Source organism: Mesoplasma sp. JKS002658, from assembly GCF_023566355.1.
Classification (GTDB): Bacteria; Bacillota_I; Bacilli_A; order Mycoplasmatales; family Mycoplasmataceae; genus Edwardiiplasma; species Edwardiiplasma whartonense.
The window spans coordinates 17942-38288 of the sequence record NZ_JAKNSW010000001.1; the positions used below are offsets into that span (position 1 = coordinate 17942).

General features: G+C 35.0%; 17 protein-coding genes. 16 read left to right on the plus strand and 1 reads right to left on the minus strand.

From position 1 onward, the window contains the following. The first annotated feature begins 81 nt into the window (after positions 1-81). The 12 genes from LD125_RS00085 to LD125_RS00140 all read left to right on the plus strand — a co-directional run bounded on the left by LD125_RS00085 (position 82) and on the right by LD125_RS00140 (position 9647). Positions 82-525 carry an RpiB/LacA/LacB family sugar-phosphate isomerase gene (locus LD125_RS00085; RefSeq protein ID WP_250136580.1) on the plus strand — a complete coding sequence of 148 codons (444 nt, stop codon included), beginning with the start codon at positions 82-84 and terminating at the stop codon, positions 523-525. Further along, positions 509-1747: a serine hydroxymethyltransferase gene (gene glyA / locus LD125_RS00090; protein WP_250136579.1), complete on the plus strand. Its 1239-nt coding sequence runs from the start codon at positions 509-511 to the stop codon at positions 1745-1747. The genes LD125_RS00085 and glyA overlap by 17 nt, the downstream gene beginning before the upstream one ends. Before the next feature lie 16 nt (positions 1748-1763). Continuing rightward, positions 1764-2387 carry a uracil phosphoribosyltransferase gene (upp, locus tag LD125_RS00095; protein WP_250137295.1) on the plus strand — a complete coding sequence of 208 codons (624 nt, stop codon included), beginning with the start codon at positions 1764-1766 and terminating at the stop codon, positions 2385-2387. A 184-nt stretch (positions 2388-2571) separates the two neighbouring features. Beyond that, positions 2572-3024: an MG406 family protein gene (locus LD125_RS00100; RefSeq protein WP_250137681.1), complete on the plus strand. Its 453-nt coding sequence runs from the start codon at positions 2572-2574 to the stop codon at positions 3022-3024. Further along, complete coding sequence (locus LD125_RS00105) at positions 3024-3929, plus strand: F0F1 ATP synthase subunit A (protein ID WP_250136576.1); 906 nt, start codon at positions 3024-3026, stop codon at positions 3927-3929. The genes LD125_RS00100 and LD125_RS00105 overlap by 1 nt, the downstream gene beginning before the upstream one ends. Positions 3930-3953: 24 nt before the next feature. Then, positions 3954-4271 (plus strand): ATP synthase F0 subunit C, encoded by a 318-nt coding sequence (gene atpE, locus LD125_RS00110; protein ID WP_250136575.1) that lies wholly within the window; start codon positions 3954-3956, stop codon positions 4269-4271. A 36-nt stretch (positions 4272-4307) separates the two neighbouring features. Continuing rightward, positions 4308-4850: a F0F1 ATP synthase subunit B gene (atpF, locus tag LD125_RS00115; protein ID WP_250136574.1), complete on the plus strand. Its 543-nt coding sequence runs from the start codon at positions 4308-4310 to the stop codon at positions 4848-4850. Beyond that, complete coding sequence (locus LD125_RS00120; protein ID WP_250136573.1) at positions 4850-5431, plus strand: F0F1 ATP synthase subunit delta; 582 nt, start codon at positions 4850-4852, stop codon at positions 5429-5431. The genes atpF and LD125_RS00120 overlap by 1 nt, the downstream gene beginning before the upstream one ends. 4 nt (positions 5432-5435) lie before the next feature. Next, positions 5436-7013, plus strand: a complete 1578-nt coding sequence (atpA, locus tag LD125_RS00125) for a F0F1 ATP synthase subunit alpha (RefSeq protein WP_250136572.1) — start codon at positions 5436-5438, stop codon at positions 7011-7013. A gap of 1 nt (position 7014) precedes the next feature. Then, the gene (gene atpG / locus LD125_RS00130; protein WP_250136571.1) at positions 7015-7875 is read left to right on the plus strand and encodes an ATP synthase F1 subunit gamma; all 861 of its coding nucleotides are present in this window, start codon (positions 7015-7017) and stop codon (positions 7873-7875) included. A 17-nt stretch (positions 7876-7892) separates the two neighbouring features. Continuing rightward, entirely contained in the window at positions 7893-9338 is a 1446-nt protein-coding gene (gene atpD, locus LD125_RS00135) for a F0F1 ATP synthase subunit beta (protein ID WP_250136570.1), read from the plus strand. A gap of 9 nt (positions 9339-9347) precedes the next feature. Further along, a complete protein-coding gene (locus tag LD125_RS00140; protein WP_250136569.1) occupies positions 9348-9647 on the plus strand; it encodes a F0F1 ATP synthase subunit delta/epsilon in 300 nt (99 codons plus the stop codon). Between the two features lie 30 nt (positions 9648-9677). On the opposite strand, the gene LD125_RS00145 is transcribed toward LD125_RS00140, so the two are convergent. Continuing rightward, the gene (locus tag LD125_RS00145) at positions 9678-10721 is read right to left on the minus strand and encodes a 5'-3' exonuclease (protein WP_250137299.1); all 1044 of its coding nucleotides are present in this window, start codon (positions 10719-10721) and stop codon (positions 9678-9680) included. A gap of 693 nt (positions 10722-11414) precedes the next feature. Here LD125_RS00145 and secA point away from each other — a divergent pair. From secA to LD125_RS00165, 4 genes are all read left to right on the plus strand, one after another. Beyond that, a complete protein-coding gene (secA, locus tag LD125_RS00150) occupies positions 11415-14246 on the plus strand; it encodes a preprotein translocase subunit SecA (RefSeq protein WP_250137680.1) in 2832 nt (943 codons plus the stop codon). Positions 14247-14334: 88 nt separating this feature from the next. Beyond that, positions 14335-16332: an excinuclease ABC subunit UvrB gene (gene uvrB / locus LD125_RS00155; RefSeq protein WP_250137679.1), complete on the plus strand. Its 1998-nt coding sequence runs from the start codon at positions 14335-14337 to the stop codon at positions 16330-16332. Positions 16333-16345: 13 nt separating this feature from the next. Beyond that, positions 16346-19183 carry an excinuclease ABC subunit UvrA gene (uvrA, locus tag LD125_RS00160; RefSeq protein ID WP_250137678.1) on the plus strand — a complete coding sequence of 946 codons (2838 nt, stop codon included), beginning with the start codon at positions 16346-16348 and terminating at the stop codon, positions 19181-19183. Positions 19184-19189: 6 nt separating this feature from the next. Continuing rightward, positions 19190-20317, plus strand: coding sequence for a bifunctional folylpolyglutamate synthase/dihydrofolate synthase (locus tag LD125_RS00165; protein WP_250137677.1), 1128 nt, complete (start codon positions 19190-19192; stop codon positions 20315-20317). Positions 20318-20347 lie beyond the last annotated feature (30 nt).

Consider the following 20347-nt stretch of genomic DNA (forward strand, 5'->3'; position numbering starts at 1 on the left):
AACAACTGCTTTTTTTCTGTGCTGTAAACAAAAGCTGAATTTTGTATAATTAAAACAAGAAAAAGAAAGAAGGTTTTGTTGATGAAACCAAGAATTTATATTAGTAATGACCATACTGGGGTAGAAATGAAACAGGCAATTGTCAAATATTTAACCAGTCTTGATTATCAAGTAACTGATTTAGGAAATGTTGATGGAAAATCTTGCAGTTATGCTAGCAAAGGTTTGGAATTGGGAGAAAAGATTGCTGGTGATAAAGACTGTTTAGGAGTTGCTTTGTGTGGTACGGGAATTGGCATTTCAATTGCGGCAAACAAAGTTAAAGGAGTTAGAGCAGGATTAGTTTCTGAATTAGAGACTGCCCAGTTGATTCGTGAGCACAACGATTGTAATGTGATTGCGATGGGGGCAAGAATGATCGCTGTTGATAAGGCTTTAAAACTAGTTGACGCCTTTTTAAAGAGTGAATTTGCTCATGGTCGTCACGAAGAAAGGGTAAAAACAATTAATGAATACCATGGATAAGCGCATCCAGAGAGCTTTAAACAAAGAATTAAATCGTCAACAAACTCACATTGAATTAATTGCTTCAGAAAACTATGTTTCAGAGGCGGTCTTAACTGCCAATGGTTCGATTTTTACCAATAAGTATGCTGAAGGATATCCTCATAAACGTTATTATGGAGGTTGTGCCTATATTGATGAAGTTGAAAGTTTAGGTATTGAATTAGCAAAAGAAATTTTTGGTTGTGATCACGCCAACCTTCAACCCCACTCAGGATCGCAAGCAAACCAAGCGGTTTATCAAGCTTTATTAAATCCTGGTGATAAGGTGCTAGCAATGGATTTGAATGCTGGAGGGCATTTAACGCATGGTTCTAAAGTCAACTTTTCTGGAAAAACCTATCACTTTGCTTTTTATGGTGTTGATCAAAAAACTGAAATGTTAGATTATGATTTAATTGCTAGACAAGCTCGAGAATTTCAACCAAAATTGATTGTTACTGGAGCTAGTGCTTATTCTCGTAAAATTGATTTTGCTAAATTTAAAGAAATTGCTGATGAGGTTGGTGCGAAATTGATGGTGGATATGGCTCACATTGCTGGATTGGTGGCTACAGGAATGCATCAAAATCCAGTACCTTATGCTGATGTAGTTACAACCACAACCCACAAAACGCTTCGTGGAGCTAGGGGGGGGATGATTTTGTGTAAACAAGAGTATGCTAAAAAGATTGATTCTGCAGTTTTTCCTGGAACTCAAGGTGGCCCTTTAGAAAACTTAATTGCAGGAAAAGTCCAAGCATTATGCGAAGTTCAAACTCCAGAGTTCAAACTTTATGGCCAACAAATTGTTAAAAATGCTCAAGCACTTGCTCAAGCACTTGAGCAAAACGGAATTAAGTTATTAACTAACGGAACAGATAATCACTTGATTAATTTTGATGTTAAAAAAACCTTTAATTTAACTGGAAGAGAAGCTGAAAAGATTTTAGAAAGTATTGGCATTGTCACAAATAAAGAATTACTTCCCTTTGACAAAGAAACTCCTTATAATACTTCAGGATTAAGAATCGGAACTCCAGCAATGACTACTCGCGGTTTTAAAGAACCAGAATTTATTGCTGTGGGAGAAATCATTGCTCAGGCTTTGAAGAATCCTGATTCTGCTAATTTAACTACCTTACATCAACAAGTAGAAGGGCTTTGTGCTCAGTTCTTGATTTATCCCAATTTAAAATATTAGAAAGAAGAAATTATTTATGTCTGTCTTTGAACTAAAACATCCTTTGATTATTGACAAGTTGACCAGAATGCGTCGCAAAGAAACTACGAGTAAAGATTTTCGTGAAAATCTCAATGAGATTGCTGGATTAATGGTTTATGAAGTATTTCGTGATTTACCTTTAAGTGAACAAACCATTCAAACTCCCTTGGTTGAGACAACTGGTTATGTAATTAAAACTCCTGTGGTACTAGTCCCAATTATTCGAGCTGGATTAGGAATGGTCGAAGGAATTCAACAATTAGTACCCACAAGCCGGGTAGCACATATTGGTTTGTATCGTGATGAGGTTACTAAACAACCAGTGCAATACTATGCTAAACCTACTCCTGATGTTAATCGATCATATGTTTTGGTGGTTGACCCGATGTTAGCAACTGGTGGTTCTGCTAATAAAGCACTAATGATTGCTAAAGAGTGAGGAGCAAAAACGATTAAGTTTATTTGTTTGGTAGCAGCGCCTCAAGGGATTGAGTCGTTGCAAACTGCTCATCCTGATGTTGACATTTATGTAGCAAGTATTGATCAAAGTTTAAATGATGAGGGTTATATTATTCCTGGATTAGGGGATGCTGGTGACCGAATTTTTGGTACTAAGTAGTTTTTGTTAATAAAACCAAGCTTGTAATTTTCAAAAACAGTTTAGATAAGCATTTTAAAGAAGGAAAAAACCTGTTGGAAGCAACTGCTTTTTAGCAGGTTTTTTTAGTTTTAGTCGCGCAATAAAATTTAGTTTGTATTAAAATAAAGGAGATGGATATTATATTTAAGATTGAGGTATAGGGATGGGCCAATCTTTTCTTGCCCAGAAGTGAAGACAAACAAATAAATGATTTGTGCTTGGATTGATTTCTTTGATGATAACTATTTTTTTGGTTTTAATCATTTTAGTGACAACCAAGACAACCAAAGTTGACTGAAGTTGAATAATTGGTTATGTGGTGGCCTTTTTTTGTAGTACCACAGCTCTTTTTTTAATCTATTACGCTTATAAAGTTTTAATTAGAACAGAAAATTATTACACTTATCTTTTCTTATTTATCTCAAGATTTGGTCTATATTTTATTCCATTCATACTTGCTGTTTTTGTTCCTGGAGATAAAGTTTCGGTGTTTGGGGTGCTAATTGGTTTTGCCCCAATTGTTCTGTTACCACTTTTTCAAGGAGGTTATCAGATTCTGACCACTAAACAAACAACAAGTACGAGTAAATTAAAGAAGTCTGGAAGGGGGGCTTAATGTTGGGGCCACAACTTAGTTCAATTGGGGATTATTTTTCTGATAATTGACACCATTGACAACCACAATTACTATCAATCGTTTTTACCGCTTTAATTATTAGTGCGATTTGTTTGGTTTATAACATCAAGATTCGCAATCACCAAGAAGAAGAACGGATGAGTGGTTTTCTGGTTTTGATGGAAATGTTCATTCTTTTTTGTGAAGATTTAGTCGTGCAGGCAATGGGCAAGAAACACAGGAAATTAACTCCTTATGCAATGTATCTAATTATGTACATTTTTGTGGGTAGTTTGATTTCATTAATCGGAATTGAATCCTTAGCAACTTCTTATACTATTGCTTTTAGTCTTGGTTTAATTAGCTTCTTGTCAGTTTACTACTTTGGGTTTAAATACCAAAAGTGAGCTTATTTTAAACGTTATAAGAATCCGATTGAAATCTTTACCCAATTTACCCCATTAATTTCAATTTCTTTCCGTTTATTTGGGAATTTGTTGGGTGGATCAATCATTTTGGGATTGGTTTATGCGTTGTTTATCAACGTTCAATCAAGTTTTGATGGTACAGGTAACCATGTGGGAAGAATTTATGGAACAGTTGGAGGATTTGAAGATAATTGAAACTACCAGTATATTTACTTTTGGTCTGGTTTTAATATCTTTACTACTGCTTTTGCGCCGTGATTACACATGTATTTCGACCTTTTTGATGGAGGAGTACAAGCGTTGGTCTTTACGATGCTAACCTTCTCTTATTGATCAGAAGCGATGGGAGAAACTGATGACAGTACCAGTGTAAAAACTGTCCAAAAAGGGAAGGGTTCGATTTTGCATCGTCATCATGGACGAGCAGAGAAAACTACTTCACCAAATGAAGATCTTGCAATTCAAATTGCTTTATAAAAAATAATTTAAGGAGAAAATCAAATGTTATTTGCTGATTTAATGACTAATGTCTATTTAAACTTTTTTAGTGCTTTTGCCACTGTTTTACCAAACTTACTTGCCACTGGAGCTACTACTGGAGATGGATTGAAATTTCTTGGTGCTGGAGTTGCTGGTATTGGGGTACTTGGAGCTGGAATCGGTCAAGGGATTGCTGCTCAAGGAGCATGTATGGCGATTGGAAGAAACCCAGAAATGGCTTCAAAAATCCAATCAGCAATGATTATTGGTGCTGGAATCGCTGAATCTGGAGCGATTTACTCACTAGTTATTGCCATTTTATTAGTCTTTGTTGCTTAGTTAAAAGTATTTATGAATAGAAAGAAGGGTTAAAGAATGTTTTTATTAGAAGGAACAGCAGGGGTTCCTGAAGTTGTTGCCCAGTTATTTCCTAACCTACCAAACTTTATTGCCCATGTTTTAGCAACAATTATTATTTTGGTTTTACTAACCAAATGAGTTTATAAGCCGTTTCGGAATTCAGTTGATAACCGTCGGGCAAAAATTAACGAATTATTAGATGAAGCGGTTGATAAACAAACTAAGGCAAACAAAGATCGCCATCAAGCAGCATCATTGTTAAATGATGCTAAGAGTCAATCTTCATTAATTTTGAAAAATGCCCGTGCTGATGCTGATGTTCAACGTTTGAAGATTCTTGATGAAGCCACTAAACAAGCAACAACACTGCAATCACAAGCAAAAAATTCAATTTTAAAAGAACGTTTAGATGCTCAGAGTGAGATTAAACAAACAATTATTGATGTTGCCTTTCAAGCTGCTCAAGAAATTTTAAAAGAAGATATTAACTCAAAGAAGAATCAAGCGTTGATTGAAGATTTTTTAGAACAACTTGATAAAGTTAAAGGTTCAAAATAATGGCGTTATTAGACCAAAGGGTGATTGATAATTGAGCAATAGCGTTAAGTAATATTGCCTTAGAGCAAAATCAAGCCAAAGCCTATGTTGAACAAGCTAGTGTTCTGGTAGAAGTTTTAAAAGATCAAGACAAATTTGTAGCGATGCTAAGTGCAAAGAACATCAGTGATGAAAGTGGGGAAATGAAAGCCAAGATAGTTGATGAAACCTTTGCATCATTTAGCTTCGTTCCTGAAATTTTAAACATGATGAAAATGCTTTCACAATTAGGTGAATTTGTTTATGCTCGCGATATTTTTAAAAAAACCCGGAAGATTTTAACCCAGGCAGCGGGATTGGCCTACGGAGTAGCGTGATCGACGCAATCACTTGATGCAAAGACTTTAACAGCTTTAGAAAAGAAAATTGGTACAATCTTGAACCACAAAGTTAAATTAGTAAACAAGCTTGACTTAGATTTAATTGGTGGGGTGCAAGTGGTAATTGAAAACCGAATTTTTGATGGATCAATTAAAGGTAAGTTGGATAAGATTCGTTATGAAATAATGGAAAATACAAAGAATTCAGAAGGGGTGGAGTAGATTTATGGCTTTTAATATTAAAGAAATCTCAACAGTGATTGAGAGCCAGATTAAGCGTTATGGACAAGAAGTTGTTCAAAGCGAAGAAGGAACAATCATCACTGTAGGAGATGGTGTGGCTATGATTTATGGTTTAGACAATGCCTTAATGGGTGAATTGTTATTGTTTCCTCATGATGTTTATGGAATGGTTTTAAATCTGGAAGAAGGTCTGGTTGGAGCAGTTATTTTAGGTAATGACACTTTGATTAAAGAGGGTGATAAGGTTCGTCGCACTGCAAAAGTAGTTGAAGCACCAGTCGGAGATGCCCTGTTGGGAAGAGTAGTTAATGCTTTGGGTCAACCAATTGATGGTGGAGGAGAAATTAAAGTTAGCAAACATGCTCCAGTAGAAAAGATTGCCACAGGAGTTATGGCCAGAAAATCTGTTGATCAACCCCTAGAAACTGGAATTCTTTCTCTTGATGCGATTATTCCGGTTGGTAAAGGTCAACGGGAATTGATTATTGGTGATCGTCAAACTGGGAAAACTGCGATTGCAATTGATGCCATCTTGAACCAAAAAGGAAAAAAGGTAAAGTGTGTTTATGTTGCGATTGGCCAAAAGGACTCCACAATTGCGCAAATTAGTGAAAAGTTAAGAAAATTTGGAGCAATGGATTATACAGTGATTGTTAATGCGGGTGCTTCTGAAGCCGCACCAATGCAATATCTTGCTCCTTATACAGGGGTCACGATGGCTGAAGAATGAATGAGTCAAGGTGAAGATGTCTTAATTGTTTATGATGATTTGTCTAAACATGCAGTTGCTTATCGAGAAATGTCGTTGCTATTAAGAAGACCACCAGGAAGAGAGGCTTATCCTGGAGACGTGTTCTATTTACATTCTCGTTTATTAGAACGAGCAGCTAGGGTGACAAAGGAATATGGTGGAGGATCAATTACAGCTCTACCAGTGATTGAAACCCAAGCAGGTGACATTTCTGCCTATATTCCCACCAATGTGATTTCAATTACTGATGGACAAATTTTCTTACAAGCAGATTTATTTAATGCTGGAATTCGTCCTGCTATTGATACAGGATTATCTGTATCGCGGGTAGGGTCTTCAGCGCAAATCAAAGCAGTAAAACAAGTTTCAGGAACTTTAAAATTAGATTTAGCTCAATACTTTGAATTACAATCTTTTGCTAAGTTTGGTTCTGATCTTGATGATTCGACTAAAGCAATTTTGGATAATGGGACGAAGATTATGGAAATGCTGAAACAAAAACAATACCATCCGATTAATCAAATCGATGAAGCGTTTGTTTTATTAGCGATTAAAGAACGTTTAATTAAGTGACTACCTCTTGATGAGATGAAAAACTTTAAGGATGCAATTATTGATTTCTTCCACCAGGATGCTGATGCTAAAAAACTTTATACTAAAGTTGCTAAAGCAAAAGCTTTTGATGATGCTAGTTTAGCAGAGGGTAAAAAATACTTAGGAACAGTGGTTAAAACTTTGACTAATAATCTTGCTAACTACCAAGTTGGTAATTATGGTAATCAAGCTGATTTTGATCACTTAGGTAAATAAGATGCCAAATTTAAGTGGATTAAAAGCAGAAATTATTTCGGTTGGTGAAATTACTAACATCACTGATGCGATGCAATTGGTAGCTTCAGCCAAGTTGCGGAGAGCAGGAAAAAAAATTACTGAAACCCAACAATATGTTTCAGAAGTTTATAGTGTCTTTAATGAAATTATTCAACAAACTGATGATTCGCCTTTTTTAAAACCAGATGAAACTACCTTTAAAAAAACTCTCTGAGTAGTTGTTAATTCTAATCTTGGGTTATGTGGTGGTTATAACACTAATATTAACAAAGAAGTCATGCACCAAATTAAACCAGATGATGAAATCTATGCTTTGGGTTCTAAAGCAGTTGCATTTTATAGTGCAAGAAAGATTAAAATTATTAAAAGCAGAGTTGATATTGATGTGAATTTTTCTAGCTCAATTGCTGGTGAAATTGGACAAGAATTAATGGGGTATTACACTTCCCACCAGTTTGATGAAATCAAACTTGCTTATACAAAGTTTATTAATAACGTGACTTTTACTCCCACCACCTTACGATTGTTTCCAATTGTTAAAAATAAAGTCGTTGATAAAGCAATTAATGCTACGAATTTACAAGTAGAGTTTGAACCAGATGCCCAAACAATTTTAGAAAAAACTATTAACCTTTATCTCAACACAGTATTGTACGGAACGATTGCTGAATCACAGGTTTCTGAACAAGCTTCTCGAAGAACAGCTATGGATGCTGCGACAAAAAACGGTAAAGAAATGGTTGAAAAACTTAACATTAAATATAACCGTGAACGACAAGCAGCAATTACCCAAGAAATTTCTGAAATTGTGGGTGGAGCAAACGCTTTAGCAGAAAATTAAAGGAGGTCAAAAGAAGAATGGCTACAAAAGTAAAACAAAAAACTACTCTTAAAACTGATGAAAAGGTTATGGGAAAAATTATTCAAATTTTAGGTCCTGTAGTGGATGTAAAGTTTGACGAAGACAATATGCCAAACTTATTGGATGCTTTACAAGTTAAGAACCAAGATCAGGTTTTGACTTTGGAAGTAGAACAACACGTGGGTGATGATGTTGCTCGCACTATTGCGATGGGTTCAACTGATGGTCTAATGCGGGGACAAATGGTGATTAACACCAAAAGCCCAATTACAGTTCCAGTGGGTGAACAAACTTTAGGAAGAATGTTTAATGTGTTGGGAGAAGCAATTGATGAAAAACCTCAACCTGATGGAGAACGAAACCCAATTCATCGTGCCGCACCTTCTTATGATGAGCTTGTTACTAGTGCAGAAATCCTTGAAACTGGGATTAAAGTTATTGATTTAATGGTTCCTTTTGCTCGAGGAGGGAAGGTTGGATTATTTGGAGGAGCAGGAGTTGGAAAGACTGTGCTAATTCAAGAATTAATCAACAACATTGCCAATGCTCATAGTGGGGTGTCAGTTTTTGCAGGAGTTGGGGAACGAACTCGTGAAGGAAACGACCTTTACTTTGAAATGGTTGAAGCAGGAGTTATTGATAAGACTTCGTTGGTGTTTGGTCAAATGAATGAACCACCAGGAGCAAGAATGCGAGTGGCGTTAACTGGATTAACAATTGCAGAATATTTCCGTGATCAAAAAAATATGGATGTGCTTTTATTCATTGACAACATTTTTAGATTTACCCAAGCAGGATCAGAAGTTTCAGCACTTTTAGGAAGAATGCCATCAGCTGTTGGGTATCAACCAACTCTTTCTACAGAAATGGGGGCCTTGCAAGAACGAATTACTTCGACAAGTAAAGGTTCAATTACTTCTGTTCAAGCGGTTTATGTTCCTGCTGATGACTTAACTGACCCTGCTCCAGCAACAACTTTTACCCACCTTGATGCTCGAATTGTCTTAGACCGTTCGATTGCTTCATTAGGAATTTATCCAGCAATTGACCCGCTAGAATCTTCTTCAAGAATGTTAGATCCTGATGTGGTTGGTGAAGAACACTACCAAACTGCTCTGGATGTACAAATTACGTTACAAAAATATAAAGAATTACAATCAATTATTAATATCTTGGGATTAGATGAATTATCAGAAGAAGATAAACTGGTAGTCTCTCGTGCCAGAAAGATTCGAAACTTCCTTTCTCAATCTTTCTTTGTGGGGGAAAAGTTCACCGGAAGACCAGGAAAATATGTCAAAGCCAGTGATACGGTACGTTCATTTAGAGAAATTCTTGATGGTAAGGTTGATGAAATTCCTGAAGCTTTATTTATGTATGCTGGGGACATTGAGGATGTAAAACAAGCCCATACTAACCAAGCAAAAAAGGTTCAACAATAGGGTTTAGTGATGGGAATTAAACTTAGAGTTGTTACTCCTGATGGAATTTTTATCAATGATAAAGAAGTTGATATTGTTAATGTTCAAACAATTGATGGTGACATGGGGATTATGAAAAATATGACTCCAATTGTTTCTGCTTTAAAAATCGGGACAATGAGTTTCCGCATTAATAATAGCGTGACTTATGTTCACCTACACCGTGGGATTTTAAAAGTTAGCCCTCAGGAGTGCAGAATCATTACTGAAAGACTTTATTTGGTGAATCAAAGTGGTCAGAAAATTGATACACCAAATAAACTTAATTAAATCTAAAAAAACGCTTACTTTGAGCGTTTTTTAATGTTTATTTGGTGTTTTAATTTCATAATCACTCATTTTAAAAACAAATTCATCAGCTGGAGAGTTACAACTTAAGGGCATTGTTTTGCTATTGTTAAATTTAACTCCTTTTGGTTTTTTGCTTTTCTTGGGAATAGCTTTTAAACTTTGATCAAGTCTTTCTTCAGCATAAGGAAGGTAAGCTCACATCTTATTTTTCTTCAAAAAGTTAATATAACCACGTCAATTAACTCTCAAAGGACGAAAATCGATACGTCCTAAATCTAAATTTTTACCAATGGTGGTAATTTTTTTGTTCATTAAAATTTGTTCTTGAGCATTTTTAATTTTGAAATGAACATTTTTGGGCAAGTCATTAACATGAGCAACGATATTTTCTGCGGTGTCATATTCTGCTAATAGTCGGAGTGCAGTTTGATAATTAAGGTATCTTACTCCTTTAATGTTGTCAGAACTATCACCCATCAATGCTTTAATATCAGCAACTTGTGATGGTGAACAACCCATTTTATCTTCGACAACGTTTTCATCAATAAAACTGCTTGGCGTATTTCTGGTTGATTTCACAACAACTTTAACGTTAGGATTAATTAATTGGTAGCAATCCTTATCGTTAGAAAGAATGTGGACATTATATCCTTTCTTGACTGCGATTCGGGCAATAGTTCCCATTACATCATCGCCTTCAAAATTTTCTTTTTCATATCAAGGAATATGGGCTTGAGAGAGAAAAGTGCGAATAATTTGCATTTGAGGAATTAAATCAGCAGGAGTTTCTTTTCGGTTTGCTTTATATAAAGGGTAAAGATCACGTCTTCAACACCCTTGACCGACATCAAAGGTCACAATCACGGTGTGATAAATGTTAAGATCAATGATTTCGTTAATCTTCGAGATGAAAGTGTAAATGGCGTTAATTTTTACCCCATCCCGGTTAGTAGCAACCTTTTTTCGTTTCAAAGAACCATAATAACCCTTATGAAGAAGGTGATAACCATCAATGAGTAGAATGGTTTGCTTGTTTTTTGTTTTGTCATCCATATTTTACCTAATTTCTGTTTTTTCTTTTTTAATACCTTCACTGGAAGTTGATCGGAGTTTAGAGCATGAAGAGTAATCTCATAACTAATTTTGTGATAGAAAACTTTATTCACAATTTTAATGTCATTTTGTGAGTAAAATCAGTCAAATAGCTTAATAAAACTGATAGTTAAATTCCAATAAGTAGTGATAAATAGCTACTGTGTGTTGCGCAATAGTCCTAGCATTTTGACGATAAGCTCGAACTAAACACCCACTTCTAAACTTAATTCTTCCATAATAACAGACGATTAGAATACAAAGGTTAATTAAATCAAAACTGTTCAACCATCAAAAAGATTGCTCAACTAGCAGTCTTTTCGACTAATCATCCCACTAAACTGCTTTGCTTGTGAGTTTATAAATATAACAATTGTTGGTCGTTCTAATATCTTGATAGGTGTTCAAAAAATCAGTAACTTCATTTTTTGTAGTTTTCTTTTGGATATAGACTTTAAAAAATGATTTTTTATAGTAAGAGTGGTGTGATACTCGTGTTGATTAACAAGAACATTCATGCATTCTTACCCTTTAATTATAACAATCTTTTGCCTAGGACTTATTTTTTAAATAAACTATTTATTTTATAATTATATAAATGTGGCCTAATGATTGCTACTATTATCTATAAGTAAGGAAGTAGAAGAGGTAAAAATGGCTAGTGATAAACAATTAGTGCGGAAGTATGGAAGGATTGCTGACCAAATTATTGCTTTAGAATCCAAAATGCGGGCTTTAAAAGATGAAGACTTCCCAAAGAAAACCAAAGAGTTTAAAGAATACCTATCTCAGTCTAATCGTGATGTTGATACTTTATTAATTGAAGCTTATGCCTTAGCTCGAGAAGCGGCGCGGAGAATTTTGGGATTAAATGCTTTTAAGGTGCAGTTAATTGGGGCGATTGTTTTAAATAGTGGTGATATTGCCCAAATGCGTACTGGGGAAGGAAAAACTTTGACTGGACTATTTCCTACCTACTTAAATGCTTTAACTGGTAAAGGTGTTCATATTGTTACTGTTAATGAATACTTGTCACAACGGGATTCAGAAATTAATGGTCAGGTGTTTGATTTTTTAGGGGTTAGTTATGGTTTGAATTCTGCTAATGCTTCGAAATCTGAAAAGCGCGAAGCTTATGCTCAAGACATTACTTATACAACAAACTCAGAAATTGGGTTTGATTATCTCCGTGACAATATGGTTAGCAACTTTGATCAAAAAGTTCAAAGAGGTTTGAATTTTGCCATTATTGATGAGGCAGATTCAATTTTAATTGACGAATCAAGAACACCGTTGATTATTTCTGGAGGGTCAACAATTGTTGCTAACATGTACCAGGCTGCTTATCAGTTTGCTAAAACCTTAAAAACAGGTAGTGAGAATGATGTGGAAGTTGATTTGGAAACTAAACAAGTTTATTTAACTGAAAAAGGGATGCAAAAAGCTAAGGATTATTTCAGTGTTAATGATTTGTTTAGTATTGAAAATACCGAATTATTCCACTTGATTTTAAATGCTTTGAAAGCTGAATTTACTTTCAAAGAAGGAGTAGAGTATACAGTTCAAAACGGAGAAATTCTTTTGATTGACCAGTTTACTGGTCGAATTATGCACGGAAGATCTTATTCTGATGGACTTCAACAAGCGCTACAAGCAAAAGAAAATGTTGAAATTGAAGAAGAAACAGCAACTTTGGCAACCATTACTTATCAAAACTTCTATCGTTTATATGCGAAGTTATCAGGGATGACAGGAACTGCTAAAACTGAAGAAGAAGAGTTTATTAAGATTTATAATACCCGCGTAATTGTGATTCCTACTAATAAACCAATTGTACGAAAAGATGCTGAGGACTATACGTTTGGAACTAAGCATGCCAGTTTGAAACACTTAGTCCAAGAAGTGAAAGAATTTCATGCCAAAGGAAATCCGATTTTAATCGGAACTACAAGTGTGGAATCTTCAGAACAAATTTCGCGTTATTTAACCAAAGCGGGATTGAAGTATGAAATGATTAATGCCAAGAATCATGGACGAGAAGCTGACATTATTGCTCGTGCTGGACAAAAGGGAGCAATTACCTTAGCTACTAACATGGCAGGAAGAGGAACTGATATTAAACTTGGAGAAGGAGTTGCTGAGTTAGGTGGTTTAGTTGTTTTTGGCGTCGAACATAATGAAGCACGCAGAATTGATGACCAGTTAAGAGGAAGAAGTGGTCGTCAAGGTGATCCTGGTTTTTCTCGGTTTTATATTTCAATGGAAGACGAACTGATGATTCGGTTTACTTCGCCTAAAATTCGGAAGAATTTCTTACGGTTGGGTGATGATTATATTAAGAGTCGAATCTTTAACCGTGCGGTAAATAATGCGCAAAAAAAACTGGAGGGGATGAACTTTGACCAGCGAAAAAACGTCCTTGATTATGACAATATTGTTGCTCAACAACGTGAAACGATGTACTCTCAACGTGATGACATTCTCACCACTCCTGATATTGAATTAGTGATTCGAAGAATGTTTTATACCACTGCTTATGAATTGGTCTTGAAGTATTCTAGAATTGTTCAAGGGGAACGAACTCTTGAGGTTAATAATTTACTTTCAAGCATTGATGGAAAGTTAATTCCTAAGGGAGAATTTAAAGCTCAAGACTTTGAAGGGTTAGAAAATAATCAAATTGCTGAATTAATTACTAAAGCAATGATGAAGTTTTATCATGGTAAAACTGAAGGAATTGGTTCTGAGGTGGTGCAAAAAATGGCTCGAGGAATTATTCTTGAAGCTTTTGATCGCCATTGGACTACGCACCTTAACGTGGTTTCGAAGTTAAAATCAGGAATTTATCTCCAACAATATGCTCAAAATAACCCTTTAAGTGAATATGTTGAACAAGCAACCAGACTTTATAACAAAATGAAAGTGGAAATTGCTGAAGATGTTAGTGACAAGTTGAGTAAAGTAATTTTACGAGACGTCGAAACCACAAACCAACCTCAACAAATTGAAATTACTGATAAGGACATTGATGCAATTTTTGCTGAAACTGGAATTACTAGAGAAGATTTAAATCCTGAGATTTTGCGCGAAAAGTTTGCCCAATTAAAAGCAAAAGTTGATGCTCAAGACGAAACAAAATTAAAACGTTTAAAGGTTCAAGAAGATATTTTGCAAGGATTAGTGATTGAATTAGCTAAACGGGGAATGCCTGTGGTTAATAATGAAATTAACTTAAACCAAAGTGATGTTAATCAAATGATTAAAACCTTTGGGTTTGAAAATCAAGAGTTTACTCGTGAACAAGTAGAAGCAAAATTTAAAGAACTTGCTGAGGGTAAGACTGTTAATGAACTCTTTTCTTTGAATGTTGCTTTACAGGTGTTAGGCTCAATTGCTGATGAAATGAAAAAAATCAATGATAATAATAACCAAGATGACCCTAAACCAGGAGAAAAAGTTGGTGAAAAACGCTCAAAAATAGGTTAGTTAAAAAGGGTGTATAATTATAGATATATTAAAGGAGTTAACCTAAGTTTGCTCCTTTTTTGTCTTTGTTGATAAGAGAGGGAAGAAAATGTCAATTAAAAAACAATTTAAACAGTTTGAGTTAAAAGCTCCTTATCTTCCTAGTGGCGATCAACCCAAAGCAATTGAACAGTTATTAACTGGGATAAAACAAGGAAAAAAGGACCAAGTGTTATTAGGGGCTACGGGAACTGGAAAGACTTTTACCATGGCTAATATCATTGATAAGTTAAATAAACCAACCCTAGTTCTTGCTCATAATAAAACTTTAGCGATGCAACTTTATTATGAATTAAAAGAGTTTTTTCCTAACAACCGGGTGGAATATTTTGTTTCGAACTTTGATTTTTACCAACCCGAAGCCTATGTTCCTGCTAAAGACTTGTATATTGATAAAGATGCGCGCCAAAATATGGAATTAGACATGATGCGTTTAAGTGCGATGAATGCGTTAATGACTAGAAGTGATACGATTGTGGTTGCAAGTGTGGCTGCAATTTATGCTGAGCAAGACCCTAGGGAATATTCAAAACTCTTTTTTGAACTGAACGTTGGTCAAAAAATCTCTAAACGGGATTTATTAACTTTTTTGGTTCGTACTGGTTATGTTCGTAACGAAATTGAAAATGCTCCTGGAACCTTTAGTGCTAAGGGAGATGTGATTAAAATTGTTCCTGGATGAATGAGTAGTGAAATGTTTCGAATTTCACTTTTTGGTGATGAAATTGAAGAAATTTCGGTTATGAATAGTACTACTGGTGGGGTTTCTGGTCATAGCAGAACAGTAACAATTTTTCCTGCTCAAGATTATATAACTAGCGAAGAACGGTTGAAGGGGGCTGTAGAAAATATTGCTAAAGAGTTAGAAGAACGTTTAAAGTATTTCCGCGATAAAGGTTTGTTATTAGAAGCACAACGCTTAGAACAACGGACTAAATATGATTTAGAAGCTTTATCAGAATTTGGTTTTTGTAGTGGGATTGAAAACTATTCTGCTCAACTTGATTTTCGTCCCCCTGGGGTTGCTCCTTATAGTCTAATTGATTATTTTGGTGATGATTTTTTAACAATCATTGACGAGTCTCACATGATGATTCCACAAATTAGAGGAATGTTTAATACCGATCGCTCTCGTAAAACTACTTTAATTGATTATGGTTTTCGTCTTCCTTCAGCTTTAGATAACCGTCCGTTGAACTTTGAAGAATTCACCAGCGCTTTACAAACAACAATTTATACTTCTGCTACTCCTGGAGACTATGAATTAAGTTTAACTAATAATGAAACTGTTCAACAAATTATTCGTCCTACAGGGTTGTTAGATCCTGTGATTGAAGTTCGACCAAGTAATGGTCAAATTGATGATTTAATTGAGGAAATTCGTCTTCGTGCTCAGAAAAAAGAACGGGTATTAATTACCACTTTAACAATTCGGATGAGTGAAGATTTGACCACTTATTTACAAGAGAAAGCAGTCAAGGTTGCCTACCTTCACTCAGAGTTAAAAACCTTAGAACGTAGTGAAATTATCAATGACTTAAGAAAAGGTGTTTATGATTGTGTGGTTGGAGTTAACCTGTTAAGAGAAGGTTTAGATATTCCTGAAGTTTCGTTAGTAGCAATTTTGGATGCAGATAAACAAGGATTTTTGCGGAACGCGAGAAGTTTAATTCAAACAGTAGGAAGAGCTGCTAGAAACGCTGAGGGGAAAGTAATTTTTTATGCTGATACAATGTCACCAGCAATGCAAGAATGTATCAATGAAACTGCTCGGAGAAGAACGATTCAAGAGGAGTATAATCGCGTTCATCACATCACTCCAACTACGGTTTATAAAAAGGTTATTGAAAGTCAATTAACCCAATGTACCCGTAAAGAAATTGAGAAGGTTAATAAAGCTAAAAGTAGCAAAGAAAAACGCAGTGCATTGGAACGTTTATTAGCAGATTTACGTCAAGAAATGCTTGCTGCTGCCAAAGAGTTGGACTTTGAACGCGCTGCTGATTTACGCGATACAATTATTGAACTAGAAGGTCAAAAAGAATAAGAGGAATTGATAAATGAAGAACCAAATTATTATTAAAGGTGCTCGAGAAAATAACTTAAAGAACTTGGATTTGACTCTCCCAAAAGACCAATTAATTGTTTTTACTGGTCTATCTGGATCAGGGAAATCATCATTGGCATTTAACACGATTTATGCTGAGGGACGAAGACGTTATATTGAATCATTAAGTGCTTATGCACGCCAATTTTTAGGTGGCAATGAAAAACCTGATGTTGATTCAATTGAAGGATTGTCGCCCTCAATTTCAATTGATCAAAAAACCACTTCGCATAACCCCCGTTCAACAGTAGGAACGGTGACTGAAATTTATGATTATTTACGGTTGTTATATGCTCGGGTAGGAACACCTTATTGTATTAATGGTCATGGGAAAATTCATGCGTTATCAATTAAAGAAATTGTTGATTCGATTATGAATGAAATTGTTGATGATGATCAAGTTTATATTCTTAGTCCTGTAATCAGAGAGAAAAAAGGAACTTTTGTTGACTTGTTTGCTCGTTTGGAAAAAGAAGGTTTTATTCGGGTAATTGTTGATGGTACCACTTATCAACTTGGTGAAGTAATTGAGTTAGAGAAGAATAAAAAACACTCGATTGATATTATTGTTGATCGTTTGATTTTTAAGAACAACGAAGAAATGCGTTCAAGAATTTATGGAGCAATTGAAACTGGATTAAAATATGCTGATGGATTAATTAAAGTTAGTTTTTCTCAAAATGACAATAAATCCGACCAATTGTTTTCTACTTCTTATTCATGTAAAGTTTGTGGATTTGCTATTCCTGAACTAGAACCCCGTTTATTCTCTTTCAATGCGCCTTTGGGTGCTTGTGAAGAGTGTGATGGACTTGGAGTTAGTTTAGAAGCTGATGAAAGTTTAATCATGCCTGATAAACAACTTTCAATTAATCAGGGCGGAGTACTTTATTTTAAAAATTTAGTTGGTACTGATAATTTAGAATGACAACGTTTTCGTACCCTTTGTGATTATTATTTTATTGATTTGAATCAACCTTTATATACCCTGTCAAAAAAACAAATGGAAATGATTTTATGAGGAAGTGATCAACCAATTGAATATAAGTTAATTTCTACGGGAGGAAGAAAGGTTGAAAACCTAGACTTCATTGAAGGGGTTGCCTCAATGATTCAAAGACGTTATTTTGATACTAAAAGTGAAGAAATGCGTCGTTATTTAAACCGTTATATGGTAGCAAAACCATGTAAGACTTGTCTTGGAGCAAGATTAAATAAGGTTGCCTTGGCTGTTAAAATTAATGAAAAATCAATTTATGATTACACCCGCATGTCAATCAGTGATGAATTAGCATTTATCTTTAACTTAAAGTTAACCCCAAACCAAGCTAAAATTGCTGATTTAGTGGTAAAAGAAATTATTTCGCGCACCCATTTTTTAGATGAGGTTGGTTTGGGTTATCTTAACTTAGCTCGTAGTGCAACTACCTTGTCGGGAGGAGAAGCGCAACGAATTAGGTTGGCAAAACAAATCGGTTCCCAATTAACTGGGATTTTGTATGTTTTAGATGAACCTTCAATTGGTTTGCACCAACGTGATAACGACCGTTTAATTCGGACTTTGAAAGAGTTACGTGATCTTGGTAACACTTTAATTGTGGTCGAACATGATGAAGACACGATGAAGGCAGCGGACTGGATTGTTGATATTGGTCCTGGTGCTGGAGAGCATGGTGGGGAAATAATTTATAGTGGTACTTATGATGATATGGTTGCTCAAAATCAAACTCTAACTGCACAATATCTAACAGGAAAGCAAAAAATTAGCGTGCCAAAAACTCGTCGTGGTGGTAATGGGAAAGTTTTAGAAATTAAAAAAGCTGCAGAAAACAACTTGAAAAAAATTAATGTTAAAGTTCCTTTGGGTAAATTTGTAGCGATTACTGGGGTGAGTGGGAGTGGAAAATCAACTTTATTAGAAGATATTATTTATAAAGGGATTAAAGCCAACCTTTCTAAAGAAGTGATTGTTCCTGGAAAATTTGAGGAAATCAAAGGTTTAGAAAATGTTGATAAGGTAATTTACATTTCTCAAGATCCGATTGGTAAAACGCCAAGGTCTAATCCTGCAACCTACACGGGTGTTTTTGATGACATTCGGGATTTATTTACCGAACTTCCTGAAGCTAAAATTCGGGGATACAAAAAGGGACGTTTTAGTTTTAATGTTCCTGGAGGTCGATGTGAAAATTGTCAAGGAGATGGAGTAATTACAATTTCAATGCAGTTTATGCCTAGTGTGGAGATTGTGTGTGAAGTGTGTGAAGGAAAACGTTATAACGAAGAAACTTTACAAGTCCGTTATAAGGAGAAAAACATTTCTGATGTATTAAACATGACTGTTGAAGAAGCGTTGAGTTTCTTTGCTAACATTCCTCAAATTAAAGAAAAACTTGAAACAATTAACCAAGTGGGCTTAAATTATATTCGTTTAGGTCAATCAGCTACCACTCTTTCAGGGGGAGAAGCGCAACGGATCAAACTTTCAACCTACTTGTTAAAAAAGGCCACTGGGAAAACTTTATTCTTACTTGATGAGCCAACGACTGGATTACACATTGATGATGTGAAACGTTTGTTAATGGTTTTAGATCAATTAGTGGATATGGGAAATACGGTTGTGGCAATTGAACATAACCTCGATTTTATTAAAACCGTCGATTATATTATTGATATGGGACCAGAAGGTGGTGAATTTGGAGGAATGGTTGTAGCTAGTGGTACTCCTGAACAAGTTGTGGAGGTTAAAGATAGTTATACTGGTCAATACTTGAAGAACTATCTAGTTTAATGATTTATGATTAGTGTTGATGAAAGTTTTCTCCCGATTAAAAAACGTTTTAACAAAAAATATCATTTGAAAGAAGTGCTTGCTCACCTTGGTAATCCTCAAACAGCAATTAAAACGATTAATGTTGTCGGAACCAACGGAAAAGGATCAGTCACCCGCTTTCTTGCTTTGGCTTTAGCTCAAAGATATCCTAAGGTAGGTGTCTTTAGCTCGCCAGCGTTTTTCTATCAAAACGAACGGATTGCAATTAATCAAACTTTAATTAGTGATCAAGATTTAAGACAATATTTAGCAATGGTTCAGCCTTGAATCGAACAATACCAGTTAACCTTTTTTGAAATTTGAACTTTAATTGCGATTCTTTATTTTTGTGACCAGAAAGTTGATTTAGCAATCGTGGAGGCTGGAATTGGGGGAGTCAAGGATGTGACTTATCTTTTTTCAAACCAAATTGCAACCTTGTTAACGATGGTTGGTTTTGATCATGAAGAAGTATTAGGAACTGATATTGAAACAATTTTAACCAATAAAGTTTTAATGGCTAAACCTAAAACTAAACTTTATGTTAGTAGTGATAATATCAAGTACTTGATTTCAATTGAAAAAATTCTCAAAGATCAACAAGTAGAAATTGTCCTTGGTGAAATTATTGATGATGAAGTTTTATACCAACAAGCAAATAAGGGTTTGGTAAAAACCTTTCTTTCTCAAGAGTTTCAAATTAATGATTTTGATTTTTTAAAAGCACCACCACTTCTGGGGCGCTTTCAAGTTTTACAAACCGAACCTTTATTAATTGTTGATGGTGCTCATAATCCTGCTGGAATTGAAGCTTTAATTAAAAGTTTTATAAACAAGTATCCTAACAAAGATCCAGTAGTGATTGTGGGGTGCAGTGCTCATAAAGATTATCAAACCAATCTTAAAGTGTTAAGCAATCACTTTTCAAAACTTTATGTAACTGCTTTTGATCACTTTCAAAGCTGAAATCTTGATCAGGTTATGATTGGAGAAAAAATTGGTGATTGGAAAACTTTCCTCCAAACTCAATTAGCTAATAATTGCGATGTTTTGGTTTGTGGTAGTCTTTATTTTATCCCCCTGGTTGAACAATGATATTATAATTATCACTAAAGTTTAAAAGGAGAAAATTACCAACTATTA